25 protein-coding genes are annotated in these 26,711 nt (G+C 34.7%); 12 read left to right on the plus strand and 13 right to left on the minus strand.

Going from position 1 to position 26,711, the window contains the following annotated elements; all coding sequences use genetic code 11:
• Positions 1-47 precede the first annotated feature (47 nt).
• Positions 48-755: a hypothetical protein gene (locus HQN85_RS06445; RefSeq protein ID WP_173270313.1), complete on the minus strand. Its 708-nt coding sequence runs from the start codon at positions 753-755 to the stop codon at positions 48-50.
• A 70-nt stretch (positions 756-825) separates the two neighbouring features.
• On the opposite strand from HQN85_RS06445, the gene HQN85_RS06450 reads away from it, so the two are divergent.
• The 4 genes from HQN85_RS06450 (at position 826) to nadD (ending at position 3,728) form a co-directional block, all read left to right on the plus strand.
• A complete protein-coding gene (locus HQN85_RS06450) occupies positions 826-1,563 on the plus strand; it encodes a lysophospholipid acyltransferase family protein (RefSeq protein ID WP_173270316.1) in 738 nt (245 codons plus the stop codon).
• Between the two features lie 77 nt (positions 1,564-1,640).
• On the plus strand, positions 1,641-2,504 hold the full coding sequence (locus HQN85_RS06455; protein ID WP_173272501.1) for a YicC/YloC family endoribonuclease: 864 nt from the start codon (positions 1,641-1,643) through the stop codon (positions 2,502-2,504).
• Between the two features lie 61 nt (positions 2,505-2,565).
• Positions 2,566-3,141, plus strand: a complete 576-nt coding sequence (gene gmk, locus HQN85_RS06460; protein ID WP_173270319.1) for a guanylate kinase — start codon at positions 2,566-2,568, stop codon at positions 3,139-3,141.
• A 14-nt stretch (positions 3,142-3,155) separates the two neighbouring features.
• Positions 3,156-3,728 (plus strand): nicotinate (nicotinamide) nucleotide adenylyltransferase, encoded by a 573-nt coding sequence (gene nadD / locus HQN85_RS06465; RefSeq protein WP_173270322.1) that lies wholly within the window; start codon positions 3,156-3,158, stop codon positions 3,726-3,728.
• A 1-nt stretch (position 3,729) separates the two neighbouring features.
• Here the strand turns inward: nadD and HQN85_RS06470 are convergent, their stop codons facing one another.
• Positions 3,730-4,440, minus strand: a complete 711-nt coding sequence (locus HQN85_RS06470) for an SAM-dependent methyltransferase (RefSeq protein ID WP_173270325.1) — start codon at positions 4,438-4,440, stop codon at positions 3,730-3,732.
• Between the two features lie 325 nt (positions 4,441-4,765).
• Between HQN85_RS06470 and HQN85_RS06475 the strand changes: the two genes are divergently transcribed.
• Together HQN85_RS06475 and HQN85_RS06480 are read left to right on the plus strand one after the other, a co-directional pair.
• Positions 4,766-6,112 (plus strand): DUF6600 domain-containing protein, encoded by a 1,347-nt coding sequence (locus tag HQN85_RS06475; RefSeq protein WP_173270327.1) that lies wholly within the window; start codon positions 4,766-4,768, stop codon positions 6,110-6,112.
• 227 nt (positions 6,113-6,339) lie between these two features.
• A complete protein-coding gene (locus HQN85_RS06480) occupies positions 6,340-7,920 on the plus strand; it encodes a peptide chain release factor 3 (protein ID WP_173270331.1) in 1,581 nt (526 codons plus the stop codon).
• 113 nt (positions 7,921-8,033) lie between these two features.
• On the opposite strand, the gene HQN85_RS06485 is transcribed toward HQN85_RS06480, so the two are convergent.
• The 11 genes from HQN85_RS06485 to HQN85_RS06535 form a co-directional block, all read right to left on the minus strand.
• Entirely contained in the window at positions 8,034-9,287 is a 1,254-nt protein-coding gene (locus HQN85_RS06485) for a pyridoxal phosphate-dependent aminotransferase (protein ID WP_173270335.1), read from the minus strand.
• A gap of 19 nt (positions 9,288-9,306) precedes the next feature.
• Positions 9,307-10,638: an argininosuccinate lyase gene (argH, locus tag HQN85_RS06490; protein ID WP_173270337.1), complete on the minus strand. Its 1,332-nt coding sequence runs from the start codon at positions 10,636-10,638 to the stop codon at positions 9,307-9,309.
• Positions 10,639-10,749: 111 nt separating this feature from the next.
• Positions 10,750-11,817 carry a M20 family metallo-hydrolase gene (locus tag HQN85_RS06495; protein ID WP_173270340.1) on the minus strand — a complete coding sequence of 356 codons (1,068 nt, stop codon included), beginning with the start codon at positions 11,815-11,817 and terminating at the stop codon, positions 10,750-10,752.
• Between the two features lie 37 nt (positions 11,818-11,854).
• On the minus strand, positions 11,855-12,658 hold the full coding sequence (gene proC, locus HQN85_RS06500) for a pyrroline-5-carboxylate reductase (RefSeq protein ID WP_173270343.1): 804 nt from the start codon (positions 12,656-12,658) through the stop codon (positions 11,855-11,857).
• Positions 12,659-12,686: 28 nt separating this feature from the next.
• Positions 12,687-13,475 (minus strand): acetylglutamate kinase, encoded by a 789-nt coding sequence (gene argB / locus HQN85_RS06505; RefSeq protein ID WP_173270346.1) that lies wholly within the window; start codon positions 13,473-13,475, stop codon positions 12,687-12,689.
• Between the two features lie 2 nt (positions 13,476-13,477).
• Positions 13,478-14,455 carry a Rossmann-fold NAD(P)-binding domain-containing protein gene (locus tag HQN85_RS06510; RefSeq protein ID WP_173270349.1) on the minus strand — a complete coding sequence of 326 codons (978 nt, stop codon included), beginning with the start codon at positions 14,453-14,455 and terminating at the stop codon, positions 13,478-13,480.
• Between the two features lie 57 nt (positions 14,456-14,512).
• Positions 14,513-15,643 (minus strand): aspartate aminotransferase family protein, encoded by a 1,131-nt coding sequence (locus HQN85_RS06515; protein WP_173270352.1) that lies wholly within the window; start codon positions 15,641-15,643, stop codon positions 14,513-14,515.
• Positions 15,644-15,678: 35 nt separating this feature from the next.
• Positions 15,679-16,683, minus strand: coding sequence for an N-acetyl-gamma-glutamyl-phosphate reductase (gene argC, locus HQN85_RS06520; RefSeq protein ID WP_173270355.1), 1,005 nt, complete (start codon positions 16,681-16,683; stop codon positions 15,679-15,681).
• On the minus strand, positions 16,661-17,011 hold the full coding sequence (locus HQN85_RS06525; protein ID WP_173270357.1) for a cupin domain-containing protein: 351 nt from the start codon (positions 17,009-17,011) through the stop codon (positions 16,661-16,663). Before HQN85_RS06525 ends, argC begins: the two co-directional genes overlap by 23 nt.
• A gap of 96 nt (positions 17,012-17,107) precedes the next feature.
• Positions 17,108-18,301 carry an argininosuccinate synthase gene (gene argG / locus HQN85_RS06530; RefSeq protein ID WP_173270360.1) on the minus strand — a complete coding sequence of 398 codons (1,194 nt, stop codon included), beginning with the start codon at positions 18,299-18,301 and terminating at the stop codon, positions 17,108-17,110.
• Positions 18,302-18,997, minus strand: coding sequence for a GNAT family N-acetyltransferase (locus HQN85_RS06535; protein WP_173270362.1), 696 nt, complete (start codon positions 18,995-18,997; stop codon positions 18,302-18,304).
• A gap of 610 nt (positions 18,998-19,607) precedes the next feature.
• Here HQN85_RS06535 and HQN85_RS06540 point away from each other — a divergent pair.
• The 6 genes from HQN85_RS06540 to HQN85_RS06565 all read left to right on the plus strand — a co-directional run bounded on the left by HQN85_RS06540 (position 19,608) and on the right by HQN85_RS06565 (position 26,667).
• On the plus strand, positions 19,608-22,028 hold the full coding sequence (locus tag HQN85_RS06540) for a TonB-dependent receptor (protein WP_173270365.1): 2,421 nt from the start codon (positions 19,608-19,610) through the stop codon (positions 22,026-22,028).
• 8 nt (positions 22,029-22,036) lie between these two features.
• The gene (locus HQN85_RS06545; RefSeq protein ID WP_173270368.1) at positions 22,037-23,191 is read left to right on the plus strand and encodes a PepSY-associated TM helix domain-containing protein; all 1,155 of its coding nucleotides are present in this window, start codon (positions 22,037-22,039) and stop codon (positions 23,189-23,191) included.
• Positions 23,192-23,307: 116 nt separating this feature from the next.
• Positions 23,308-24,453, plus strand: coding sequence for a M28 family metallopeptidase (locus HQN85_RS06550; protein ID WP_173270372.1), 1,146 nt, complete (start codon positions 23,308-23,310; stop codon positions 24,451-24,453).
• Positions 24,454-24,543: 90 nt separating this feature from the next.
• Entirely contained in the window at positions 24,544-25,623 is a 1,080-nt protein-coding gene (namA, locus tag HQN85_RS06555; RefSeq protein ID WP_173270375.1) for an NADPH dehydrogenase NamA, read from the plus strand.
• A gap of 48 nt (positions 25,624-25,671) precedes the next feature.
• Positions 25,672-25,977, plus strand: a complete 306-nt coding sequence (locus tag HQN85_RS06560; protein ID WP_173270378.1) for a YbaB/EbfC family nucleoid-associated protein — start codon at positions 25,672-25,674, stop codon at positions 25,975-25,977.
• A gap of 12 nt (positions 25,978-25,989) precedes the next feature.
• Entirely contained in the window at positions 25,990-26,667 is a 678-nt protein-coding gene (locus tag HQN85_RS06565; protein WP_173270381.1) for a metal-dependent hydrolase, read from the plus strand.
• The last annotated feature ends 44 nt before the right edge of the window (positions 26,668-26,711 follow it).

The raw sequence follows: 26,711 nt of genomic DNA on the forward strand, positions 1-26,711 counted from the left end.
GTTAACAGTTTTAGGTTCAGAACTGTAAATCGCCAACAGAGAACTGCTTACTTTTTCTTTAACGTATCTGTATAGTTCTTGTAAGAATCTTTAATCCACTTTGTTGCATCATACACTGTCCAGTTTTTTGCTTTTTCATAATCTGGACGATAATTAACCATGAAGTTTTCTAATTCTTTCCCTTCTAAACCTGTATTTTTATTAATTGTTGACTTATTAAAAAGTTGATCTACTTGATTATTTTGAAGTTCAGAGACATACATGTTGTTAAATCGGCGAGCATTCTTAGGTGTCCGGCCAAAAAGCTCATAAATTGCTGTTAATGGCGTAAATAAGTAGGAAAGAAACGGTGGCTTACCGCCATAAAAAGAACCCTTATTTTTAAAATCCCTTTTAATATCATCTAATATTTGTTTTTTACTTTGCCCATTAATTACTACTTCGTTTAACGTATTTCCTCTATTAAGTGTAATTACCAGATCTTTTGTAGAAGCAACTACAACCTGTACATCATTAAACCCTCTTTTAATAATTTCTAAAGTGTCCCCAACAACAGCTCTAATTTGAAATAGCCCCATGTCATTGCTGCCAACACTATAATGATTACGTTTATTGTTAATTTCTCCTAATGCAATCCTAATTTTTGTTCCGTTCTCAAGCAACACGCCGTTCAACATAAATTCTTGTTGCGCAAAAACGTGTACCGAAGAAAATAGAAATAGTATGCTAAAAAATGATAAACGAGCCAATCTCATTACAGAGTTAATTTTATTTTGTAAACTTAAGGGTTATTTGTTAATCCCTTAAGTTAAAAAACGTTAATAAATGGGTAAAGTTTTATCTGCTTTGTATTTGTGCTATGCTGGGTTAATATTTATTCTATTGATGTTCATCGCATTACCTTTTGTTTTATTAGCTACTACACTCATGGCTCCGCCAACTGGAAAAAGAGTCGGTATGTTTTTTTTACGCTGCTGGGCATGGGGATTTAGTTTAATTACTTTCTTTTGGGTAAAAACTATTAACAAACATTTAATTAATCGCAAAGTACCTCATATATATGTTGGCAACCATGGCTCATATTTAGATGCAATTGCGGTTTGTATAAGTATTCCTCAATATTTTAGTCCATTAGGGAAAATAGAAATGGCAAAAATTCCAATTTTTGGATGGATTTACAAGCGTATAGTCGTTATGATAGACCGAAGTAGTAAAGAAAGTAGGGAGCAATCTGTGGCGTCACTAAAGCGCGATATTGCAAACGGCCAATCTATCCTTATATTTCCAGAAGGGACAATGAATAAAAGCGAAGCTCCACTCAGTGAATTTTACGATGGCGCTTTTAAAATTGCGATCGAAACACAAACACCCTTGATGCCTTTTGTGATGATTAACAATAAAAAATTATTACCAAGAACTCATCCACTAAAAGCACATCCTGGTTTGCTTACAACTATTTTTATCACACCTGTGGATGTAAAAGGCTTAAAATTAGGAGATTTACCTCTATTAAAGCAAAAAGTTCACACCTTAATGCAAGAAACTATTTTAAAACATAGCTAACTATTTAGATTGTTCAATTACTATTGTTGAAAGTCAATAATTTATACTTTTTACTATCTTTGCACATGATAAAATCAATGACAGGCTTTGGCTTGGCCTCTACAGATCATGAAAACGTAAAGTTTGCAGTAGAGATAAAATCTTTAAACTCTAAGTTTTTAGAATTAAATTTAAAATTACCCAGAGCATATTCAGATAAAGAACTTTTGTTGCGTAATACTTGCAGCAAAGATATAGAACGTGGAAAAGTAAATGTTTCTATAAATATTGAACGTACTGATGATAATCAAAAGGGTGCTAGTATTAATACAGCTTTATTAACCAGATATTATAAACAATTAGAAGAGATTAATTCCTCTTTAGGTGCTAATTCGGCTAATCTTTTGCAAACAGCTTTAAATTTTCCAGAAGTAATAACTTATACTGAAGAAGAAGTAGGCGAAAACGATTGGGAAGTTTTACATCAAACTTTTTTAAAAGCTTTAGCAAACTTTAACCAGTTTAGAGAAGATGAAGGATCTGTTTTGAGAACTGATTTAGAACTTCGCATTCAAAATATATTAGATTTTTTTGCAGAAATAGATAAACTAGCGCCACTAAGAGTGCCTCAGGTTAAAGCTAGATTAACTCAATTTTTAGAAGAAACAGTTGGCAAGGTTAATTACGATCAGAACCGTTTAGAGCAAGAATTGATTTATTACATTGATAAATTAGATATTACCGAAGAAAAAACTCGTTTAAAAAGTCATTGCGATTATTTTATGGCGACTTTAAAAAGTAAAGATGCTAATGGTAAAAAGCTTGGGTTTATTTCTCAAGAAATAGGCAGAGAAATTAATACCATGGGAGCAAAAGCTAATGATGCACATATACAGCAGTTAGTAGTGGGCATGAAGGAAGAATTAGAAAAAATTAAAGAACAGTTATTAAACGTATTGTAAAGTTGTAAGGTTGAAATGTTTTAACGTTCCAACTTTTTAACTTTTCAACTTTCCAATTAAAATGAAACAAGGCAAACTCATTATATTTTCTGCACCATCTGGAGCTGGTAAAACCACCATTGTTAGACACTTACTAAAGAAATTCCCACAATTAAGTTTCTCTATCTCCGCTACTACACGTGATTCTAGAGGCAGTGAAAAGCACAAAGACGATTATTATTTCATTAGTAAAGAAGACTTTTTACATAAAGTTGCTCGTCAGGAATTTGTAGAATTTGAGGAAGTATATAATGGTACTTTTTATGGCACACTTCGTTCGGAAATTGAACGAATTTGGGATGAAGGTAAACATGTAATTTTTGATATTGATGTTGAAGGTGGTTTGCGTTTAAAAAGAAAATATGAAGAAGATGCTTTGGCAATTTTTGTTCAACCACCATCTTTAGAAGTGTTAAAAGAACGTTTAACTGGTCGCGGAACGGATAGTGAAGAAAAATTGCAAGAACGTTTTGTTAAAGCTGAAAAAGAATTATTGTATGCAGATAAATTTGATGTTATTCTTAAAAATCACAATCTAGAAGTTGCATGCAAAGAAGCCGAAAAATTAGTTGGTGATTTTTTGAAAATTAATAATTAAGCGTTTACTGTTAAATGAAAACCGGTCTATTCTTTGGCTCATTTAATCCAATTCATATTGGGCACTTAGTGATTGCTAATTATATGGCAACATTTAGTGGTTTAAAAGAGGTTTGGCTAGTCGTTTCTCCACACAATCCATTAAAACAAAAAAGCGGCTTAGCAAACATGTACGACCGTTTAGAGATGGCAAAGCTAGCCACAGAAAATGCTCCTCAAATTAAAGTAAGCGACATTGAATTCAAATTACCACAACCTTCTTACACTATAGATACACTTACACATTTGCATGAGCGTTATCCTGAAAAAGAGTTTGTGCTTATAATGGGTGCTGATAATCTAAGTTCTCTAAAAAAATGGAAAAATTTTGAAATTCTATTAAAAGACTATCATATTTATGTTTATCCTAGACCTGGAGTAGACGTAAGTGAGTGGGAAAATCATCCCGCTATCACCTTTACTGATACTCCAGAAATGGAAATCTCTTCTACTTTTATTCGTAAAGCATTAAAAGAAAATAAAAATGTTCAGTTTTTTGTTCCAGATAATGTGTTAGAATTTATTGAGCAGAAAAGTATGTATCGATAATTTATCCCTTGTAAATCAAAAATACAGTTGGTTTTTTATGTAAATCTATTTTCTCACCTCGCCAAGCGCCAACTGTCATCGTTTTAATAAATTCATTTTCTCCATTAATATTACAAGCAATACAAAGCTGAGTGCTTCCATGGCAATTTTTCAACACATCTTCAAGCAAGTGATTATTTCTAAAAGGTGTTTCCATGAACAATTGTGTTTGCTTATTTTTTTCTGAAAGGGTTTCCAATTCTTTTATACGCTTGGCTCTATCTACCTTATCAATTGGTAAATACCCATGAAATGTAAAGCTTTGTCCACTAAAGCCAGAAGCCATTAACGCTTGTAACATTGAATTTGGGCCTACTAATGGCACAACTTTTATCCCACGTTTGTGAGCTTCAGAAACAATTTCTGCACCTGGATCTGCTACACCTGGACATCCTGCTTCGCTCATTAAACCTACATCAATTCCAGACATTAATTGAGTAAAATAAGGCACTAAGGAATTTCCTCTTTTATGTTTTCCGAAATCGTGGATAAGTAATTCACTTTGTGGTGTTTTTATTCCTGCTTCTTTCAAAAATTTACGAGCTGTTTTCTCATTTTCTACAATGTAGGTTTTAATTGAATTTATGGTATCAATTAAATAGGGAGTGAAAGATTTTTGCGTTGCATTTTCTGCTAACGGAACTGGAACTAAAAATAAGATGCCTTTTTGCATAAAAATTAATATATCACAAAAGTACGGTTTTAAGACAATAACTATTTTGACTAAAATTCCGCAAAGGTTTGGCTAAACAATATATTCACCTAATTGTTTGACAGCAATTAACAAATTGTAGCAAATTTAGTTCTGCCCGCCTTATTTTTTACACATACTAGGAGTTGTTTTTGTCCTGCCTTGAAACACTTAATTGTAAAGAAAAGCGTTAAAATGAGATAATTGAGAAGATTGTTAACTTTCGATTAATCCTTTATTAAAAATGGTGTTCAAATTGATATACAATAAGAGTTAGGTTAATTATAAATTTTAAAACACACAAAAAATGAAAAACATGATCAAATTACCGGCAATTGTGCTGGGGCTCATGCTCCTACTTGCTGGAACCACACAAAAAGTCATGGCGCAACAAGAGGATGTTTCCTTGCAATCGTTTTACGATGAATTGTCGCCTTATGGCACCTGGATCCAAGATCCACAATACGGCTATGTATGGCGCCCTGATGTAGATCAGGAAGATTTTAGGCCTTACTATAGCAATGGTCGTTGGGCAATGACTGAGTATGGAAATACTTGGGTTTCTAATTACGATTGGGGCTGGGCTCCGTTTCACTATGGCCGTTGGATATATAACAGGTACAACCAATGGGTTTGGATACCAGATACCGTTTGGGGTCCGGCTTGGGTGAGTTGGAGAAGTGGTGGTGGTTATTATGGATGGGCTCCTTTAGGTCCAAGCATTAGTATAGGCATCAATATTGGCAGAGGTGGATATAGAATACCAGATATGTGCTGGAATTTTATCCCATACAGCAATATTTATTACAATAGCTATCCTCGTTATTATGGTGGTAGAAATAGAATTTATATTCAGAATACCGTGATTATTAATAACACTTATGTTCGTAATAACAGGACTTATTACACTGGCCCTAGAGCAGAAGAGGTTAGACGTGCTACAAATCAGAATGTAACTGTTTACAATGTAAATAGAAGCAGCAGGCCTGGAGCAAGCAGAATTGATAATAATACTGTTAATATCTATAATCCAAGACCTAGTAGAGGAAATTCGAACGTGAATGCTGCTCCAAGAAATGCTGTACAAGGTAGTATTAATCGTGGTCCTATTGGAAGAGATAATGCTACTGTAAGTACTCGCCCTGAAAGAGGAAATAGTAATGGTAGTTTTGGACAAGGTGATCGTAACGGAAATGAGAATAGAGGAAATGGTGGCATGTCTACTCGCCCTGGAAGAGGTGAAGTAAACGGTACACCAAGTAGAGGTAATGATAACCGTGTTAGTACACCAAGAAATGATGAAGGTATAAGTTCTAGACCAAGTGTATTCGGAAGAAATCGTGAAGGCGGTGATAACCAACCACAAAGAGTTGAACGTAGTAGAGAAATGCCTCAGCAACAAGCGCAACCTCAACGTGTAGAGCGTCAGGAAACAATGCAGCAAGCACCTCAACAAAGAGAAAGTAGACCTCAACCGCAACAAGCCCAACCACAAAGAGTTGAACGCCCACAACCGGTGCAACAAGCACCTCAACGAATGGAAAGGCCACAGCCACAACGTGTTGAACGTTCACAACCAGCACCTCAACAAAGAAGTTCTGGTGGTTCAGAAAGTCGTGGTGAAAGAGGTGGCGGTCGTCCAGGAAGAGGATAAAAAATAAGTATGAATAGTGAAAAAGTCGATTGAGAAATCGGCTTTTTTTGTACGTTATTATTTCGTTCCTATTGCTTAGCTAAGTTTTTTATACTAGAAAAAAAATATGCTTACCTTTGTAATGCAATGAAACAAGCTACAGCCATATTATTTCCACTTCGCTTTTTATAAAGCTTTGCTGTATTCGCTATTTTATTAAATTTTGCACTCATTCTCAATACAAATCCATGGTTAATCCTGAAATAGAAAAAAGAAAAACATTTGCCATTATTAGTCACCCCGATGCTGGAAAAACTACTTTAACTGAAAAGTTTTTGTTGTTTGGTGGCGCAATTAATACTGCTGGCGCCGTAAAACGGAATAAAGCAAACCAAAGCAATACATCGGATTTCATGGAAATTGAACGCCAGCGTGGTATTTCGGTTGCAACTTCAGTAATGGGTTTTGAATATAAAGGCAAACGAATTAATATTTTAGACACGCCGGGCCACAAGGATTTTGCCGAGGATACTTACAGAACCTTATCGGCAGTAGACAGTGTGATTTTGGTGGTAGATTGTGTGAAAGGTGTAGAAGAGCAGACTGAAAAATTAATGTCGGTTTGTAGAATGCGAAATACGCCTGTAATTATTTTTGTTAATAAAATGGATAGAGAGGGTAAAGAACCATTCGATCTATTAGATGAAATTGAAACTAAATTGAATATCAGCCTTTGCCCCCTTTCTTGGCCAATTGGACAAGGACATACTTTTAAAGGCGTTTATAGTATCTATAATAATCACTTAAATTTATTCAATTCAGATAAAACTAAAGTTACTGAATCGGTTGTTGCAGTTAACGACTTAAATGATGAGGCATTGCTTGATTATTTAAAAGAGACAGAGGTACAAGGCTTAAAAGATGATACGGAATTAGTTGATGGTGTTTATGGCAAGCTCGACAAAACCTTATATACTGATGGTTTATTAGCCCCTGTATTTTTTGGTTCGGCAATTAATAATTTCGGAATTAAAGAGATTTTGGACACTTTTATAGAGATTGCACCTAGTCCGAAACACCGCGAAGCAGAAGAAAGGGATGTGTTGGTTGAAGAGAAAAACTTTAGTGGTTTTGTATTTAAAATACACGCCAACTTAGATCCGAAACACCGCGATAGAATTGCGTTTTTAAGAATTTGCTCAGGTAAGTTTGAGCGTAATAAATTTTACTTCCATACTCGTCAAAACAAAAAGCTAAAATTTAGCAATCCGATGGATTTTATGGCTAACGAAAAAAGTATTGTTGAAGAGGCTTGGCCAGGCGATGTTGTTGGTTTATACGATAGTGGTAACTTTAAAATAGGCGATACACTAACCGAGGGTGAGAAATTACAATTTAAGGGCATTCCGAGCTTCTCTCCTGCAATTTTTAAGGAAGTGGAGAATATGGATCCAATGCGCACTAAACAATTGGAAAAAGGAATTGAGCAGTTAACTGATGAAGGAGTTGCACAACTTTTTGTAATGCAACCTGGAAATAGGAAAGTAATTGGTGCAGTTGGCGAATTACAGTTTGAGGTTATTAGCTTTAGATTAGAACATGAGTATGGCGCAAAATGTAGGTTCCGTACGTTAACTTATAGCAGATCGAGGTGGGTAACGTCTACAGATAATAAAAAACTAGAAGAGTTTGTAAAACGTAAACAGCAACATATTGGGGTTGACAAGGAAGATAATCCAGTTTATTTAGCAGACAACGATTTTATGATTGATATGACTAAAAGAGATTACCCAGATATCGAGTTCCATACAACTAGTGAGTTTAAATAGTCCAGTTGTTCATTAGTTCATTGGCCTAGCTCTAGTGTTAAGATAAAACCCCTCATCAAATTAATTTGATGAGGGGTTTACTACGACTTGTGTCTTGCAATGATGTATGTTTCTTACTTCAACTTGCTTAGCGCTTCTTTAATTCTAGGCATCATATCTTTTATATCCTGTAAAGAACAACCACCTATTGATGCTCTAAACCATGGCATATCTTCTTTATTTCCGAAGGCAGAAAATGGCACTAATGCCGTTTGTGCTTCTTTAATTAAATAGAAATTTACATCAGCACTGTTTTTTAATATTTCGCCAGTTGGTGTAGTTTTTCCAATATAGTCGATTTTTAAAGTCAAGTAAATTGCTCCCATCGGGATAACCGCATCAACCGCAAAACCTTCATTTTTTAATTCCTGAAAACCGTTGTATAGTTCATCTAAACTGGCTTGAACCTGCGCTTTAAAACTGGCTAAAAATTCATTAACCAAAGTTTTATTTTTGAAATAATCTGCTACAGCTACTTGTTCTGCTTTAGGTGCCCAAGCCCCAATGTGGCCTAATAAAGATTTCATTTTACTGATTACATTTTCTGGTCCGAAAGCCCAACCTACACGAACTCCCGTAGCAGCTAAACATTTAGAAATCCCATCGATATAAATTACATACTCTTTTAATTCGGGACGTAAACTAACTGGATTTACGTGTTCTTTATCAAACGTTAGCAATGAATAAATCTGATCGTACATAATGTACAAAGGCTTTTCATCCGCTTTGCGTGATTTATTTTCTTCGATTACGATATCGCAAATCTCTTCCAACTGTTGTTGTGTAAACATGGTACCAGTTGGGTTTAATGGAGAACATAAGGCCAATAAAGTTGCTCCTTTTAAATGTGGTTTTAGCTGTGAAGCTGTTGGCATAAAATTATTGTCTACAGTAGTTTCCACAGCTATACCATTGGCAGAAGAAAGATGGCAATAATGATTATTATTCCAAGATGGCGCTGGATAAATTACTGTATCTCCCGCATCAACTAAAGCTAAATATACTGCATAGATTAACGGGCGTGAACCACCAGCAATTAAAATTTCATTTAGTGCGTAATCCAACTCATAACGGTCCTTTAAAATTTCGACAACTGTTTCGCGTAATGGCAAAATGCCATCGGCTGGTGGATAATTGGTATGACCTTCACGATAGGCTGTTACAATTGCTTCTTCTAATGGCTTAGGTATAGGGAAAATGGATGAGTCAAAATCACCAATGGTTAGGTTTGCAATTTGCGCACCCTTACGCTTCATATCATTTACTTCGTTACCGATTTTAATGATTTCTGAGCCAATAAGTGTGTTTGCTAATACTGATACATTCATTTCTTTAGATTTAATTATACTAAGCTAATAAGTCGGCAATAGCCTGATTTGTTTTCTCAAACTTGAATTGATCCAGAACTTCATTCATCATTGCCCTAATTTCTGAATTACATAAATTTCCAATGCTTCCTTCATGAGTATGCTTAAGGGTTTTATTTGGTGCAAATGTTCCGTTATCAATAGTTTCACCTACAATTTTATAGGCTTCTCTAAATGGAGTTCCGTTTAACGCTAACTCATTTACTACATCCACACTAAACAAATAATCGTACTTTTTATCGTCTAGGATATTGTCTTTAACACTGATGTTTTGCAACATAAAAGTTGTCATCTCTAAGCACTCGTTTAATGAAGTAATTGCTGGGAAAAGATTTTCTTTTAATAACTGCAAATCTCTATGATAACCTGAAGGTAAGTTTGTAGTCATCATCGCAATTTCATTTGGTAAAGCCTGAATTTTATTGCAACGTGAACGAATTAACTCAAAAACATCTGGGTTTTTTTTATGTGGCATAATGCTCGAACCCGTTGTTAATTCGTCTGGGAAACTAATAAATCCAAAATTTTGGTTAATGAACAAACACACATCCATCGCCATTTTAGCTAAAGTTGCTGCTACAGATGACATTGCCTGACCCAAAATCCTTTCGGTTTTTCCTCTTCCCATTTGGGCATAAACTACATTGTAATTTAGTTTATCAAAACCTAATAATTTGGTTGTCATTGTTCTATTTAGAGGAAAAGAAGAGCCATAACCTGCAGCAGAACCTAATGGATTTTTATTACAAACTTTGTAAGCCGCCAACATTAATTCCATATCATCAGCTAAACTTTCTGCATACGCACCAAACCACAAACCAAAAGATGATGGCATTGCTATTTGTAAGTGTGTGTAACCTGGTAAAAGTTTGTCTTTATGAGTATTGCTAAGGGTAATTAATTGGTTAAACAGTGTTGAGGTATTTTCTACCATTTCTTGAATACAAGATCTGAAATACAGTTTTAAATCCACCAAAACTTGGTCGTTACGAGATCGGCCACTGTGAATTTTTTTTCCTGCTTCGCCAATGCGTTGCGTTAATAACCACTCTACTTGTGAATGTACATCTTCTACGCTATCCTCAATTGTAAATTTACCTTCAGCTATTTCTGCATAAATAACTTTTAATGCCGCTTGAATTTCGGCCAATTCGGTTGTTGTTAGCAAATTAATGCTTGCCAACATTTCTACATGTGCCAAAGAACCCAAAACATCAAAAGCTGCCATTTGTAAATCCAGTTCTCTGTCTTTACCAACTGTAAATGTTTCGATGCCTTTATTTACTTCAATATTTTTTTGCCAGATTTTCATCAGAATATCTAATTATTTTTATTTGTGATGAAGCTTGCTATGCAGGTTTCATTATTGGATTCGACTTATACTTTAAGTGCGTTACAAAAGTACTAAAATCGCTTCGTTTATTTATTTTCCGCCCACAACAGGTTTTAACATATTGATATATCCATTTATACCTTCGGCGATTTCATGAACATATAAAAATTCATCCGCCATATGCGAACGGCCAGAAAAACCTGGCCCACATTTTAAAGATGGAATATCTAATAATGCTTGATCTGATGTAGTTGGTGAGCCATATGTATTTTTGCCTAAGGCGATTCCTGATTGTACAATCGGATGATTTTTATCAATTTTTGATGGTTTTAACCGAACCGAACGTGGTTTAACTTCGCAGTTTACGTGTTGTTTAATAATTTCAACCACTTCTTCATTCGTATATGAATCGGTAACGCGGACGTCAACGGTAAATGTACAACTTGCAGGTACGACATTGTGTTGTGAACCTGAATTAATGATAGTAACCGTCATTTTTACAGGCCCAAAAACTTCTGATACTTTAGGAAATTCGTATGTTTTAAACCATTCTATATCTTGCAAAGCTTTATAAATTGCATTCTCTCCTTCGTCTCTTGCTGCATGACCAGCTTTTCCATGAGCGATACAATCTATCACCAGCAACCCTTTTTCGGCAATTGCTAAATGCATTTCTGTTGGTTCGCCAACTATTGCAAATTCTAATGGCCCAAGATCTGGAATAACTAATTCTAAGCCATCATTACCAGAAATTTCTTCTTCCGCAGTTGCGGCTAAACAGAAATTATAGGTTAGGTTTTCTTGGGGATAAAAATATAAGAAAGTAGCGATTAAGGATACTAAACAACCTCCAGCATCATTACTACCTAAACCATATAATTTATCGTCGACAATATCTGGAGAAAATGGATTACGTGTATAACCTGAATTTGGCTTTACGGTATCATGATGTGAATTTAATAAAACGGTAGGTTTTGATGGGTCAAAGTATTTATTGTAAGCCCAAACGTTGTTTAGTTTACGAATAGTTTTTACGCCGTGTTGCTGCAAAAAAAGTTCGATTTTATTGCCAGTTTGCTGTTCTTCTTTACTAAAAGATGGTGTTTTAATCAATTCACGCAGCAGTTCCGTACTTTCTTCTATGAGTTTGTTAATCATAATTTTGATTTAAGATTTCGAAATTCCTCATTTCAAATTAATCATTATATAGTCCAGCTGCTTTTTTAGCCGAGAGCTTAATTCCTTTAATAAATGCCGAGCTAAAACCGTTATGTTCCATCTCATTTAAACCTGCAATTGTACATCCTTTTGGTGAGGTTACTTTATCAATTTCTCCCTCTGGGTGACTTTGGGTTAATAGCAATAAATCAGCTGCTCCCTTTGCTGTTTGAACGGCCATCTTTAAAGCGTCATGTGCATGAAATCCAATCTCAACTCCACCTTGTGATGCAGCTCTGATGCTACGTAAAAAGAAAGCAATACCACATGCACAAAGTGCTGTTGCCGAAGTCATTAAATCTTCATTAATAGTAACTACCGAACCTACTGTTTCAAAAAGTGTGGTAACTTCATGCATATTTTTATCTATCGCATTATCGCTAGCAATACATGTCATACTTTGCCCAATGGCAATTGCGGTATTTGGCATTGCTCTAATTACCTGAACATTATTGCCTAATTCTTTACGCACATCCTCGCAAGTTACACCAGAAACCACCGAAATAACCAACTGTTTTTCTGGTTGTATTGACGACGCAATTTCTTCTAAAACTTTTTTAAGTTGTTGAGGCAATACTGCTAGAACAACAATATCTGCATTATAAATTGCGACAATATTATTGTCACTCACGTTAAAACCAGCAGCAACTTCATTGGTCATGAGCTTTAGATTGCGTCTGGTTAATGTAATGTCATCTGGTTTACAGTAGGCTTTATTTACAAGGCCTTTTGCAAGCGAGAGGCCAATGTTTCCACTACCGATAATGGTTATTTTTTTCATGATTCTAGTTTATGGTTGATTGCTGTATTTATGCTAACATCTTAGTCCCAAATAATCCATCACTTAACTCAGAAAGTTCATCTGCTTTGCCAATATAAACTGCCGAAACTCCTTTTTTTATCGCTTCAAAAGCATTATGTAATTTAGGAATCATTCCACCTTGAACTGTTCCATTTGCTTTTAATCCTTCAAATTCACCAGTTCTGATTTCTCTCACTACCGAATTATCATCATTTACATCTTTCAATACTCCTTTTTTCTCAAAACAATATATCAAACGGGTTTCATATAATGATGCCATAGCAATTGCCAGAGCTGAAGCAATTGTATCTGCATTGGTATTTAGTAATTGCGAATCTCCATCGTGTGTAATTGCACATAAAACAGGTGTTAGACCTGCTTTTAGTAAATTATCCAACATAGTTGATGATACAGAATTTTCATCCAAATCGCCGACATAACCATAATCTATTTCTTTTACAGGGCGTTTTTTGGCTTTGATAATATTTCCATCAGCTCCTGTTAAGCCTATCGAATTACAACCTTTTGCTTGCAATTGAGCAACCATATTTTTATTGATTAACCCAGCATAAACCATAGTTACAATGCGTAAAGTTTCAATATCAGTAATTCGCCTTCCATCAACCATTTTTGCTTCAATACCTAATGATTCACTAAGTTCAGTTGCAATTTTACCACCCCCATGAACCAAAATTTTATCTCCAGGCAGAGCTGTAAAATCTAACAAAAACTGATGTAGATTTTGAGAGTTATCAATTACATTTCCGCCTATTTTGATGATGGTGAGTTGTTTCATATTTATAGTTTTTCTAGCATTGTTTTTAAAACTGCTTGCGCTGCCCAAAGACGATTTCCTGCCTCGTGAATAACTAAAGAGTTCGGTCCGTCCAAAATTTCTGATGATAACTCTAAATCCCTACGAACAGGTAAACAATGCATTACTTTCGCATCGTTTGTTAGCCCTAGCTTTTCGTTGTTCATCATCCAACCATCTGGATACGTTAAAACCTTACCATACTCTTTATAGCTGCTCCAATTTTTTACATAGATGTAATCTGCTCCATTTAATGCAGATTCCAAATCGTACACTATTTTTGCACCTGTTGTAAAATCATCTGAAAGTTCATAACCCTCTGGTTGAGCAATCGTAAAATCTAACATATTTTCTTGCTGAGCTTTGCACATCCATTCGGCAAAAGAATTTGGAACAGCTTGCGGTAATGCTTTTACATGTGGAGCCCAAGCTAAAACAACTTTAGGTTTTGCATTAGCTCCAACTCTTAATGGATTCCAGGTTTCGTGAATGGTTATTAAATCTGCAAAGCTTTGCAAAGGATGACGAGTTGCGCTTTCCAAACTTACTACAGGAACGCCGCAATATTTTACAAATTTATTAAAGAAATCTTCGTTATAATCTTCATCGCGGTTGTTCAATTTAGGGAAAGAACGTAATCCTAAAATATCGCAATATTGACCCATAACTGCTGCTGCTTCGCGAATATGCTCAACTGTTGAACCATTCATCACCACTCCATCTTGCGTTTCTAAAGCCCAACCCTCTTTGTCCATGTTCATTACCATCACATTCATGCCTAAATTAAGCGCAGCTTTTTGTGTACTTAACCGTGTACGTAAACTCGGATTCATAAAAACTAACCCTAAGGTTTTGTTTTTGCCTAAATCTTGCTTCGCATAAGGATTTGCTTTCAATGTCAATGCATCGTTTACAAATTGTTTGATGTTTGGAACATCATGTACTGAAGTGAAAAGTTTCATGCTTTTGAGCTTATCTTATCGTCATTGAGAGATATGAAGCAATGACGCAATGTTTAATTATTTTACTAGTTTACCAAACGCAGTCAAAAATTCATCTGCATTTGCTTTTGTTAAGTTAAGTGCTGGCAATAAACGAATTACATTTGGTTTTGCTTCTCCTGTAAAAATGAAATGTTTAAATAACAATTCTTTTTTTACGTGTGCTAATTCTTCAGAAAGTTCAATACCAATCATTAAACCTCTCCCACGAACTTCGATTACTTGTTCAAATTTCTTTAATTCTGCGATGAGATAATTTCCAACCTCTTCAGCATTTTTCATCAAGCCATCTTGTTCCATCACTTCTAAAACAGCCAATGCCGCAGCACAAGCCAAGTGATTTCCGCCAAAGGTTGTTCCTAATTCACCATGCCAAGGTTTAAATTTTGGAGCGATAGAAATCCCTGCTACTGGAAATCCATTTCCCATTCCTTTCGCCATTGTATATACATCAGCTTCTACGCCTGCGCAATCGTGCGAGTAAAACAATCCTGTTCTACCATAACCGCATTGAACACTATCTGCAATGTAAACTGCATTATATTCATCACATAGTGAACGGATTTTTTGCAGAAAACTTTTTGAGGCTTCTTTAATTCCGCCAACACCTTGAATTCCTTCTATGATGACTGCGCAAATCTCATCGCCCTGCGCCTTAAATGTTTCTTCTAACGCTAATTCATTATTATGAGGTAAGAAAATTACATTTTCAGTCTGATTAACGGGCGCTACAATTTTAGGATTATCTGTAACCGCAACAGCTAAAGAAGTACGACCGTGAAATGCACCAGAAAAAGCAATTACCTTTTTCTTACCATTGTAAAACGATGCCAATTTTAATGCATTTTCATTGGCTTCAGCACCAGAATTGCATAAGAATAATTGAAAATCTTTCTTCCCAGAAACTTCACCTAATTTTTCTGCCAACTGAACTTGCAAAGGAATTTTAACAGAGTTAGAATAAAAGCCAACTTTGTTTAATTGATCAGTTAAGCGTTTAACATAATGAGGGTGGGTATGACCGATAGATATTACAGCATGACCACCGTATAAATCCAAATATTTTTGTTCATTAGCGTCCCAAACATTGCTGCCAGCTGCTTTAGTTATTTCTATATCGTTAAGAGGGTATACGTCGAATAATTGCATTGTTATTTAAGTTATAAGTTGAGATTACTTCTCAATTAAAAATTAGCCGCTTTTAAACGCAAACCAGCTGTTTCTTCCAAGCCAAACATTAAGTTCACATTTTGAACTGCTTGTCCACTTGCTCCTTTTAATAGGTTATCAATAATGCTGATAATAAACAATTTCTTTCCATGTTTTTCTACATGAACCAGCGCTTTATTTGTATTTACAACCTGCTTTAAATCGATGTTTTTCCGACTAACGTGAGTAAAAGGATGTGCATTATAGTAATCTTCATACAGCTTTTGCGCTTCTTCCAAAGTTAAATCACTTTCTACATACATTGACGCCAAAATGCCTCTTGTAAACGCACCCCGTTGTGGGATGAAATTTAAAGTTTCTGTTATAGATGGCTGAAGTTGTACTAAACTTTCTCCTATTTCATTTAAATGTTGATGTTCAAATGCCTTATAAATTGAAAGATTGTTATTTCTCCAGCTAAAATGTGAGGTTGTTGATAAGCTTTGTCCAGCGCCAGTAGAACCTGTTGTGGCGTTTATATGAACTTCACCTTTAAGCAGCTCTTTTGCTGCTAATGGTAATAGACCTAACTGTATACAAGTTGCGAAACATCCTGGATTTGCTACATTTTTAGCACTTTTTATCGCATCACGATTTAATTCTGGTAAGCCGTAAATAAAGTTACGATCTTCAAATTTAGCATTTGCAGCTAACCTAAAATCTTGCGATAAATCAATAATTTTGATGTTTTCCTTAATTGGATTTGCAGCTAAAAACTTTTTTGCATCTCCATGCCCCACACATAAAAATAGTACATCAATATCTTGTGGAATATTGCTTACAAAACGTAAATCAGTATCGCCAAATAAATCTGTGTGTACATCTGAAATTAAATTCCCTGCATTACTGCTGCTATTTACAAATGCAACTTTTACATTCGGGTGATTAATCAAAATGCGCAGCATTTCGCCACCAGTATATCCAGCACCGCCAATTATTCCTGCTTTAATTTTTTTATTATTCACAATCTGTTCTGTCATTTTGTGTAGATGGATAAGAAAAAAGTATAAATTCTAAATCATCAAACGTAGTGTTCATGATTTTATGTTTATTGCCTACTTTTATTTGTAAGCCATTATTGGCATTAACTAAAATGGTTTCTCCCTCAATTAAAAATGTCGCCTGTCCTTTCAATATGAAGAAAAACTGTTCTGCATATTGATGGAAATGTAATTTCTCAGCAGTCTGAGCAGGCATTAATTCTTGCTTAATAGCTACCTCTGGGTTGCTTATAAAATTCCAACCATCACAGTTTTCTCCCCATTTGTAATGGCTCAAACAATTATCTTTTGAAAGGATTTCTATCATTATTTTATCTATGTTCCTTCGACAAGCTCAGGATGACAACACTTTATGAATATATTTCTTTGGGACTTTCCGACTTTTCCGTCTTTCGGTCTCTCTTTATGCTTCTTCTTCGTTAACTTTATGCCAAATCATTACTTGGTTACCAAATATTTTAGAGAAACCTTTCACGTCATCTCCGCTCCAAGTGTTATTCATTTCTCCATAGCTACCAAATTTATTACTCATTAAATCGTACTTAGACTCAATCCCAATAATTTGGAAACGATAGGGTAATAACTCTACAAACACTTTTCCGCTTACTACTTTCTGCGTATCGGTTAAAAATGCTTCGATATTTCGCATAATTGGATCATGAAATTGACCTTCGTGTAACCAGTTTCCGTAAAACGATGACAATTGCTCTTTCCAGCTTAATTGCCATTTGGTTAAGGTATGTTTTTCTAAGGTATGGTGTGCTTTGATAATGATGATTGGTGCCGCAGCCTCAAAACCAACACGTCCTTTAATGCCTATAATGGTATCGCCAACATGGATATCTCTACCAATTCCAAAAGGTTGAGCAATTGCTTGTAGTTTTTGAATTGCTGCAACTGGATGTAATTTTTCTCCATCAATTGCAACCAATTCTCCTTTTTCAAAAGTTAACTCGATTTTTTTTGCTTCTGTCTCTGAAACTTGAGTTGGCCAAGCGCTTTCTGGTAACGTTTCATTAGAAGTTAATGTTTCTTTTCCTCCAACAGATGTTCCCCATAAACCTTTATTAATCGAATATCTTGCTTTTTCTGCACTATACTCAACACCATGCTTTGCCAAATATTCTATTTCCGCTTCGCGAGATAATTTTAAATCTCTTATCGGTGTAATGATTTCTACTTCTGGAATAAGGATATTGAAAATCATGTCAAAACGAACCTGATCATTACCAGCTCCAGTACTTCCGTGAGCAACATAATCTGCTCCAATTTTTTTAACGTAATTCGCAATTGCAGTAGCCTGACTTACACGCTCTGCACTTACAGAAAGTGGATATGTTGCATTTTTCAATACATTGCCAAACACTAAATATTTAATGCAACCATTGTAATAATTTTCAGTTTCATCTACTACTGCGTGAGATGCAACACCTAAAGCATAAGCACGTTTTTCAATTTCTTGCAATTCATCAGCTGAGAAACCACCTGTATTTACAATTACCGAGTGAACTTCTAAGTTACGATCTTCTGCTAAATGAATGCTGCAAAATGAGGTGTCTAATCCTCCGCTAAATGCTAAAACAACTTTCTTCTTCATCTATTTATTAAGTAAAAGGGTAAACAATATTAAAATGGATTTTAATCCTGATTTGGGCTTTACAACTAAACGCTGCTTAATGCGCATAAAACGTTCGTATAATGTTGGATTTTTTTGTAATTCTTCGGCAAAATTCTTTGCTGCTTCATGTTTCTTTTCTGCCGGATCATACAACATAGCTGTACACATGCAGATTTTACGATCTTTGCTTTTTAGAATTTCAAAGTTCACACAGCTTTGGCAACCTTTCCAAAAATCTTCATCTTGTGTTAATTCAGAATATGTAACAGGCTCATAGCCTAAATCAGAATTAATTTTCATTACCGCCAAACCAGTAGTTAATCCAAATATTTTTGCTTTTGGATATAATGTTCTTGATAGCCCGAAAATTTCCTTTTTAATCGCATTTGCTAATCCTGCTTTTCTAAATTGTGGACTAACAATTAAGCCAGAGTTCGCTACAAACTGTCCGTGGCTCCAAGTCTCGATATAACAAAAACCAGCCCAAGTGCCATCTTTGTGAAAAGCAATTACCGCTTTGCCTTCTGCCATTTTGCCCGAAACATATTCTGGCGAACGCTTAGCGATACCTGTACCACGTGCTTTAGCAGATTCTGCCATTTCATTACAGATTTCTTCTGCAAAGACACGATGTTCAGGAAGTGCAACTTGCACTATAAAATCGTTTATATTCATTAATTTATTTAACGAAAAATTAAGGTATTCTTGTTAATTGGGTTTTTAGAGAGGATCAATTCCTCATTGGTATTAGTAAGATGTACTAAATACGCGGCGTATAATTTTGCCGATTTGTGGTGATAAAAAATACGGGTCGTAAGCGCTCAATAAACAAGCTTTTAGATGCAATATTCTTTGCCTCTAAAATAGAAAGTTTATGGATGATATGTTTGCTCATTATTTCGTGTACTGACCTGTATTAAATTCCTTGAGCCGCAAAGGTTTAAATAAAATTTGAGTTGTGCAATAAGAATCTGATTTTTTTGCACTTTTCTCATGTTTTATTAAACTAACTTGACTAAAATAAATACTAGAGAAATTAAGTTTCAATAAACTTATCGATTGAACCTCCTTGCGCTCCTATTTTCTTATTAATTGATATAGAGGATATCAATTTCATATTGTAGCGTAGTAGTTGTTACTGAAGTACTTCCATTGGTTATTCCTCTTTTTCTGAAATTATGTTTGATAATAGTTTCTTATTTAGAATTGTTCAAAATAATTTGGATAACATTTTTTTTCATTGTTAATTTGCAGCTGTTTAGAATTAATCCAAATAAAAATAATCATGCGAATACAATTACGATTTACAATTATCTTGCTCTTAACTTTCTTTTCTTCATTTGCCTTTGCACAACAACATGGTAGTATTAAAGGTAAAATTACAAGTACCGATGGCAAACCTGCCGCTTATGTAAGCATTAGCTTGAAAAACAATTCGATAAATGCAGTTACTAATGATAACGGAGAATATACGCTTCCAAGAATTAAACCGGGTTCATATACTATAAAAGTTAGTGCCGTTGGTATTAATTCTCAAGAAAAAAATATAACGATTATAGCCCAAGAAACATTAACTGTTGATTTCATTTTAACAGAAAATAGTCAAGTTTTGGAAGCTGTTACCATTGCAGGCAAAAACAATCGGTATAAAGTTAGCTTACCATCAGCTTCGCTGAGATTAAATGAACCTCTTATAGAAGCTCCTCAAAATATACAAACTGTAAGTAATTCCACATTAAAAGATCAGCAGATTATTAGTATGAGCGATGGTTTAATTAAAAATGTAAGTGGCGCTACAAGATTAGAGCATTGGGGAGATTTATATACCAATATTACTATGCGTGGTTCTCAAATCCAAGCCATGCGCAATGGTTTCAATTTTGTTTCTTCGTACTGGGGGCCATTAACTGAGGATATGAGTATTGTTGAACATATCGAATTTGTAAAGGGGCCTGCTGGCTTTATGTTGGGCAATGGCGATCCGAGTGGAATGTATAATGTTGTAACTAAAAAACCTACTGGATTTAATAAGGGGGAAGTTTCTTTCACTGTTGGAAGTTTTGATCTATACCGAACAACTTTAGATTTTGACCATAAAATAACGAACGATGGTAAATTACTCTTTAGATTAAATGGGGCAGTTCAAACAAAAGGTTCTTTTAGACCTTTTGAAAAAAATGACAGATATACATTTGCTCCGTCCTTAAGTTACCAATTATCAAACAACACTAAAATTACTGCAGAATACACTTTACAAAATGCAAAAATGACGGAAGTCGGATCGTATTACATCTTTAAACCTGATGGAGGTTATGCTTCACTTCCAAGAAATTTTACCCTTACACAACCTGGCGTACAACCTACAAGAATTAATGATCATAGTGTTTTTTTAAACTTACAACATAAATTCAGTTCAGATTGGAAGTTGACAGCTCAAGTGGCTTACTCTAAATATCTACAAAATGGAACAAGTTCTTGGCCATCTGTAATCAACGCAAATAATACTGTAATTAGAAATGTTGCGATTTGGGATGCTGAAAGTACGATGAAATTAGCTCAATTATTTATCAATGGACAAGCGAAAACAGGTGGAATAAATCACAGAATTATTGCTGGTTTTGATGGTGGAAAGAAAAATTATTTAGCTGATTGGGGTCAATCACATGATTTGGATTTGCCATCTTCTCCATTTGACTTAAACAATCCTAACTATGGTTTCCCATCTAATGGTTACCCTAATTTTGATAGAGAAACTCCTTTATTACAAAGAGCAATTACTGCTGGTGGCTTAATGGATCAGAAATACCTTAGTGGTTACGTACAAGATGAACTTGGTTTCTTTAATAACAAAGCTCGTTTAACTTTAGCAGGAAGATATACATATGTAAGTCAATCTGCTTGGGGAGGTACTCCTGATAAAGCAAAACATTTTACACCAAGAGTTGGGTTAAGCGTATCTATTGATAAAAACACAGCCATTTATGCTGTTTATGATGAGGCTTTTACTCCACAAAGTGGATTATTACGCAGTGGAGAAACACCGGATCCAATTACTGGAACAAATCATGAAATTGGGTTGAAAAAAGATTGGTTTGATGGCAAATGGAATACAACTATTTCTGCGTACAGGATAATTAAACAGAATGAGCTCACAGGCGATCCAAAAAATAAAGCAGGTGAAACATTCAGTATTATAGTTGGAGAAAAAAGAGCACAAGGAATTGAATTTGATATAAGAGGTGAAATCACCGACGGATTAAGATTAATTGCCAACTATGCTTATACAGATGGCAAGGTTACAAAGGTTGCTGAAGGAGTTACCAGCATTGTAGTTGGAGAAATTGTTCCTGGATTCTCAAAACACACAACTAATGCTTGGTTAACTTACACTTTACAAAATGGAATACTTAAAGGAACTGGTATTTCGGGCGGTTTTACTTATTTGGCAGGCAGAGCAACTGGAACTTATGATGGTTCTAATGCGAACAAGAACTTACCTAATTATTTCAAATTAGATGGTGGCTTATTCTGGGAAAACAAAAAGGTAAAGATCACAGCTAATGCCTTTAACATTTTAGATAAATATTTATTTTCTGGCGCTTATTATACTGATTATTGGAATGCGCCAGATTACACACAGCCTGCTTATTCATGGCAAGCAGAGGCGCCAAGGAATTATCGTTTAAGTATTGCTTATAAATTTTAAATCATTTTATGTCCGAAAAGAAAAAAACTAAAAGTTTTAAATATTGGATAGGTAAAATGCACTTATGGCTTGGATTAATATCCGGGCTATTTGTGTTTTTCTTAGGTATAACTGGTTGCATTTTAGCATTTGAACGAGAAATAGAAGACGCAGTACAAACTTATCGTTTTACAGCAGTTCAAAATAAGTCCTTACTATCCCCTACAAAATTAAAACAAATTGCAGATAAAGCTCTGCCTAACAAAAAAGCGCATAGTATTACTTATCAGCTTGGAAGAACAACACAAGTAGTTTACTACAATGAAGAACCTACATATTATTATATCGTTTTTGTAGACCAATATACTGGGCAAGTCATAAAAGTTAAAGACATGAGCGAAGATTTCTTCAGGATTGTAATTAACGGACATTATTATTTATGGCTGCCTCCAGAAATAGGTCAACCGATATTAACAACAGCCACTATGATTTTTGTGCTATTATTAATATCAGGATTAGTTTTATGGTGGCCAAAAAGTAGAGCAGCAAGAAAACAACGCTTTAGTGTAAAGCTAAAATCAAAATGGCGTAGGCTAAACTATGATTTGCATAACGTTTTAGGCTTTTACATGACTTTCATCGTTATTTTTATTGCTTTATCTGGAATGGTAATTGGTTTTCAATGGTTTGCTAAATCTGTTTATTGGGTAAGTTCTGGTGGTGAAACTATGACTCTTTATGAAGAATCATTTTCTGATACCACTAGAACAGGTTCTTTAAATTTAAATGCGGCTGCAGCCGATCAACTTTGGGCTCGTTTTATAAATGAAGACCCATCATTTAAAGGGATTTTAGATGTTCATGTTCCAGAGAATGAAAAAGCTGCAATTGAGATTGCTAAAAACCCAGATCCAGAAACATATTGGAAAGCAGACTATCAATATTTTGATCAACATACATTAAAAGAAATTGATGTAAAACACATGTTTGGCAAATTTGCTAATGCTAGCACAGCTGATAAAATTTCCCGAATGAATTATGACATCCATGTAGGTGCGATTATGGGTTTGCCTGGAAAAATATTGGTTTTTTTTGCAAGTCTAATTGCAGCAAGTATGCCTGTTACGGGAATAATTATTTGGTTAGGCAGAAAAAAGAAGCTAAAAAAAATAAACTCGATATAACATTAAATCTAGGTCACAGATGTGCAGATTACTTGAAGTCAAGAAAATTTCAAGAAACAATCTGCACATCTGTGGCTTTTACTATATTGCTAACTAATTATTGCGATTATCATTTTATGAGAAAAACCATATTACTTTTAATCTTTTCTATTAGTTTAACTTGTTTTGCGCAGGATATAAATTATACTCGTAAAACTTTAAATACACTAACCTCTAAAGAGTTTTGGGGTAGAGGTTATACCAAAAATGGGATGAGTAAAGCGGCAGATTTTATAGAATCTCAGTTTAAAACTTTTGGATTACAGCCCATGAACGGAAAAGATTTTAAACAACCATTTTCATTTTCTGTAAATACATTTCCAGGAGGGATAGAGTTGAAAATTAATGGTAAAAAGCTAATTCCAGGTAAAGAATTTATAGTTGGACAAGCAAGTGCTGGTGTAAAAGCCAAAGCAGATTTAATAGAAAAAGATAGTTTGAACTTTATAGATGATGGCGATAGAATAGTGGTTAGTTTAAAAGATAAATTGACTTGGTCTGTTTCACAAAAAGTAAATGATTATACTGAAATTTCAGTCATAAAATCAGCTATCAATGAGAAGCCAAAAAACATAGAAACCACTATTGAGAATGTTTTTGTGCCAGAATTTAGAGCATCAAATATTTGCGCTGTTGTTAAAGGAACTCTAAAACCTGACTCAGTTATTTTAATTACCGGACATTATGACCATTTAGGTGGTATGGGAAAAGACACTTATTTTCCTGGGGCAAATGATAATGCAAGTGGGGTTTCATTTTTATTAAGTTTAGCAAAATATTATGCAGCAAATCCTCAAAAATATTCCATTGCATTTATTTGCTTTGCAGGAGAAGAAGCCGGAATTCTAGGTTCAAAATACTTCACAGAAAACCCATTAATTGATTTACAAAAAATTAGATTTTTAATTAATGTAGATATGGTTGGTACCGGAGAAACTGGTGCAACAGTAGTAAATGCAACACAATACCCTAAAGAATTTGCTCTTTTAAATCAGGTAAATGATGCGAGTAAACTATTAGTCAAAATTAATCCACGGGGAAAAGCTGCAAATAGCGATCATTATTTCTTTACAGAAAAAGGTGTTCCTGCTTTTTTTCTATATACTCAAGGTGGAATTTCTGCTTATCATGATGTTTTCGATAAACCTGAAACTCTACCTTTTACCATTTACGAAAACTTATTTAAATTATTTTTAGGTTTTAATAAAGGACTGATGAATTAAAATTCATTGCTTGTCATTAAATTGTTTGGATATGTAATCCTTATAAACAAATCCAATTTCATATTGTTAATTTGCCCAAAATTATAGAAGATGTCATTACTTTTCACACCTATTAACATAAAAAATATTACCCTAAAAAACAGAATTGTGGTTTCTCCAATGTGCGAGTATTCTGCAACAGAAGGTTTTCCAAATAATTGGCACTTAGTTCATTTAGGCAGTAGAGCAGTTGGAGGTGCAGCCTTAATTATAGCTGAAGCAACTGCAGTTTCTCCAGAAGGAAGAATTTCTATAGGCGATTTAGGAATTTGGAAAGATGAACACATCGAAAAATTCAAAGAAATTACTGATTTTATTCATGCTAACGGCTCTGTTGCTGGTATTCAATTAGCTCATGCTGGGAGAAAAGCTAGTTTTGATATCCCTTGGGAAAACCCATTACAATTAGATAAAGAAAACGGTGGTTGGGATACTGTTTCAGCTAGTGCTATTCCATTTAATCCGACAGATAAAACTCCAATTGCATTAACTATCGATGGAATCGAAAAGGTAAAATCAGATTTTAAAACCGCAACCCAAAGAGCTATAAAAGCAGGTTTTAAAGTAATTGAAATCCATGCTGCACATGGTTATTTGTTACATCAATTTTTATCGCCATTAAACAATCAAAGAGATGATAAATATGGTGGTAGTTTTGAAAACAGAATACGTTTATTGCTTGAAGTTATAGAAAGTGTTCAAGAAGTTTGGCCTACCGAAAATCCACTATTCGTTCGTATTTCGGCAACAGATTGGGCCGAAGGAGGATGGACCGCAAATGAATCGGTTCGTTTATCTGCTTTGCTAAAAACTAAAGGTATTGATTTGGTTGACACTTCTTCTGGAGGACTAACTTTAGCACAAGATATTCCATTATCTCCTGGATACCAAGTTCAGTTTGCTGAAGATATTAAAAAGCAAACTGGAATTTTAACTGGTGCTGTTGGTTTAATTACGGAAGCAAAACAAGCTGAAACAATCTTGCAAAACGGGCAAGCAGATTTAATTTTTATTGCGAGAGAGTTTTTAAGAAACCCATATTTCCCTTTACATGCTGCTTTCGAATTAGGGGACGATGTAAAATGGCCGTCGCAATATGAGCGTGCTAAGCCTAGAAAAAAACGCAGCTAATTTTAAAACAATTTCTCTTATTTTCCACTTATATTAAAAATTAAAATCATGTTTGATAAATTAATGGCTGCTCAGCAAAAAGCAGACGAAATTAAAAAAAGATTAGATACAATTTCTGTATTTGGCGAGGTTGAAGGTGGTGCAATTCGGGTAACAGCAACAGCAAATAAAGCCATCACTGCGATAGAAATTGATGAAGAATTTTACAAAGGTGCCGATAAAGAAGAGGTTGAAGAACTTTTATTAACGGCTGTTAACAAAGCATTATCTCAAGCAGATCAGGTTAGCGCAACTGAAATGCAAGCTGCCACAAAAGATATGTTAGGTGGACTAGGCGGTATGTTTGGCGGATAAAAAGCAATCGATATGAAATATACATACTACGGACAATCTTGTTTCTTGTTAGAAACAGATACCAAAAAACTCTTATTCGATCCTTTTATTAGCTCAAATCCTTTAGCTAGTAAAATTGATATTTCAAAAATTGAAGCCGATTACATTTTGGTCAGTCATGGGCATGGCGACCATGTAGGCGATTTGATCGAACTTGCAAAACAAACAAAAGCACAAGTTATTGCTATACCAGAAGTAATTGGATGGGTAATGAAACAAGGAATTGAAAATGTGCATCCAATGAATTTTGGCAAACATACTTTTGATTTTGGAATAGTACGCATGGTTTGGGCGACACATTCTGCTGGCTTACCAGATGGAAGTTATGGAGGAAATCCGGCTGGTTTTGTTCTAGAATTAGATCATAAACAAATTTATTTTGCTGGTGATACTGGCTTAACTATAGAAATGAAATTATTAGCTGATCTCTACAAATTAGATTATGCTATTTTACCTATTGGAGGTAATTACACAATGGATGTTGATGACGCTGTTATTGCCTCTAATTATATCAATTGTAATAAAATTATTGGAGTGCATTATGATACTTTTCCAGTAATAGAAATCGATTCTAAAGCTGCTGTTGAAAGTTTCAAACGAGCGCAAAAATTATTATTTCTTCCAGCTATTGGAGAAACAATAGATTTATAAAAAAAGCCTTCCAGAAACTGGAAGGCTTTTTACTTTACAACTAG

The organism is Pedobacter boryungensis (genome assembly GCF_013204825.1).
Taxonomy (GTDB): Bacteria; Bacteroidota; Bacteroidia; order Sphingobacteriales; family Sphingobacteriaceae; genus Pedobacter; species Pedobacter boryungensis.

What these genes read in the sequence shown, in the direction of transcription:
- proC (WP_173270343.1), bottom strand. Translation starts at nt 12,658, where the DNA reads ATGAAAAAAATAACCATTATCGGTAGTGGAAACATTGGCCTCTCGCTT.
- nadD (WP_173270322.1), top strand. Translation starts at nt 3,156, where the DNA reads ATGAAAACCGGTCTATTCTTTGGCTCATTTAATCCAATTCATATTGGG.
- HQN85_RS06480 (WP_173270331.1), top strand. Translation starts at nt 6,340, where the DNA reads ATGGTTAATCCTGAAATAGAAAAAAGAAAAACATTTGCCATTATTAGT.
- HQN85_RS06470 (WP_173270325.1), bottom strand. Translation starts at nt 4,440, where the DNA reads ATGCAAAAAGGCATCTTATTTTTAGTTCCAGTTCCGTTAGCAGAAAAT.
- argC (WP_173270355.1), bottom strand. Translation starts at nt 16,683, where the DNA reads ATGACAGAACAGATTGTGAATAATAAAAAAATTAAAGCAGGAATAATT.
- HQN85_RS06545 (WP_173270368.1), top strand. Translation starts at nt 22,037, where the DNA reads ATGTCCGAAAAGAAAAAAACTAAAAGTTTTAAATATTGGATAGGTAAA.
- HQN85_RS06455 (WP_173272501.1), top strand. Translation starts at nt 1,641, where the DNA reads ATGACAGGCTTTGGCTTGGCCTCTACAGATCATGAAAACGTAAAGTTT.
- HQN85_RS06510 (WP_173270349.1), bottom strand. Translation starts at nt 14,455, where the DNA reads ATGAAACTTTTCACTTCAGTACATGATGTTCCAAACATCAAACAATTT.
- namA (WP_173270375.1), top strand. Translation starts at nt 24,544, where the DNA reads ATGTCATTACTTTTCACACCTATTAACATAAAAAATATTACCCTAAAA.
- HQN85_RS06495 (WP_173270340.1), bottom strand. Translation starts at nt 11,817, where the DNA reads ATGATTAACAAACTCATAGAAGAAAGTACGGAACTGCTGCGTGAATTG.
- HQN85_RS06485 (WP_173270335.1), bottom strand. Translation starts at nt 9,287, where the DNA reads ATGAATGTATCAGTATTAGCAAACACACTTATTGGCTCAGAAATCATT.
- HQN85_RS06560 (WP_173270378.1), top strand. Translation starts at nt 25,672, where the DNA reads ATGTTTGATAAATTAATGGCTGCTCAGCAAAAAGCAGACGAAATTAAA.
- HQN85_RS06475 (WP_173270327.1), top strand. Translation starts at nt 4,766, where the DNA reads ATGAAAAACATGATCAAATTACCGGCAATTGTGCTGGGGCTCATGCTC.
- gmk (WP_173270319.1), top strand. Translation starts at nt 2,566, where the DNA reads ATGAAACAAGGCAAACTCATTATATTTTCTGCACCATCTGGAGCTGGT.
- HQN85_RS06525 (WP_173270357.1), bottom strand. Translation starts at nt 17,011, where the DNA reads ATGATAGAAATCCTTTCAAAAGATAATTGTTTGAGCCATTACAAATGG.
- HQN85_RS06535 (WP_173270362.1), bottom strand. Translation starts at nt 18,997, where the DNA reads ATGAATATAAACGATTTTATAGTGCAAGTTGCACTTCCTGAACATCGT.
- argG (WP_173270360.1), bottom strand. Translation starts at nt 18,301, where the DNA reads ATGAAGAAGAAAGTTGTTTTAGCATTTAGCGGAGGATTAGACACCTCA.
- HQN85_RS06550 (WP_173270372.1), top strand. Translation starts at nt 23,308, where the DNA reads ATGAGAAAAACCATATTACTTTTAATCTTTTCTATTAGTTTAACTTGT.
- HQN85_RS06540 (WP_173270365.1), top strand. Translation starts at nt 19,608, where the DNA reads ATGCGAATACAATTACGATTTACAATTATCTTGCTCTTAACTTTCTTT.
- argH (WP_173270337.1), bottom strand. Translation starts at nt 10,638, where the DNA reads ATGAAAATCTGGCAAAAAAATATTGAAGTAAATAAAGGCATCGAAACA.
- HQN85_RS06445 (WP_173270313.1), bottom strand. Translation starts at nt 755, where the DNA reads ATGAGATTGGCTCGTTTATCATTTTTTAGCATACTATTTCTATTTTCT.
- argB (WP_173270346.1), bottom strand. Translation starts at nt 13,475, where the DNA reads ATGAAACAACTCACCATCATCAAAATAGGCGGAAATGTAATTGATAAC.
- HQN85_RS06565 (WP_173270381.1), top strand. Translation starts at nt 25,990, where the DNA reads ATGAAATATACATACTACGGACAATCTTGTTTCTTGTTAGAAACAGAT.
- HQN85_RS06515 (WP_173270352.1), bottom strand. Translation starts at nt 15,643, where the DNA reads ATGCAATTATTCGACGTATACCCTCTTAACGATATAGAAATAACTAAA.
- HQN85_RS06450 (WP_173270316.1), top strand. Translation starts at nt 826, where the DNA reads ATGGGTAAAGTTTTATCTGCTTTGTATTTGTGCTATGCTGGGTTAATA.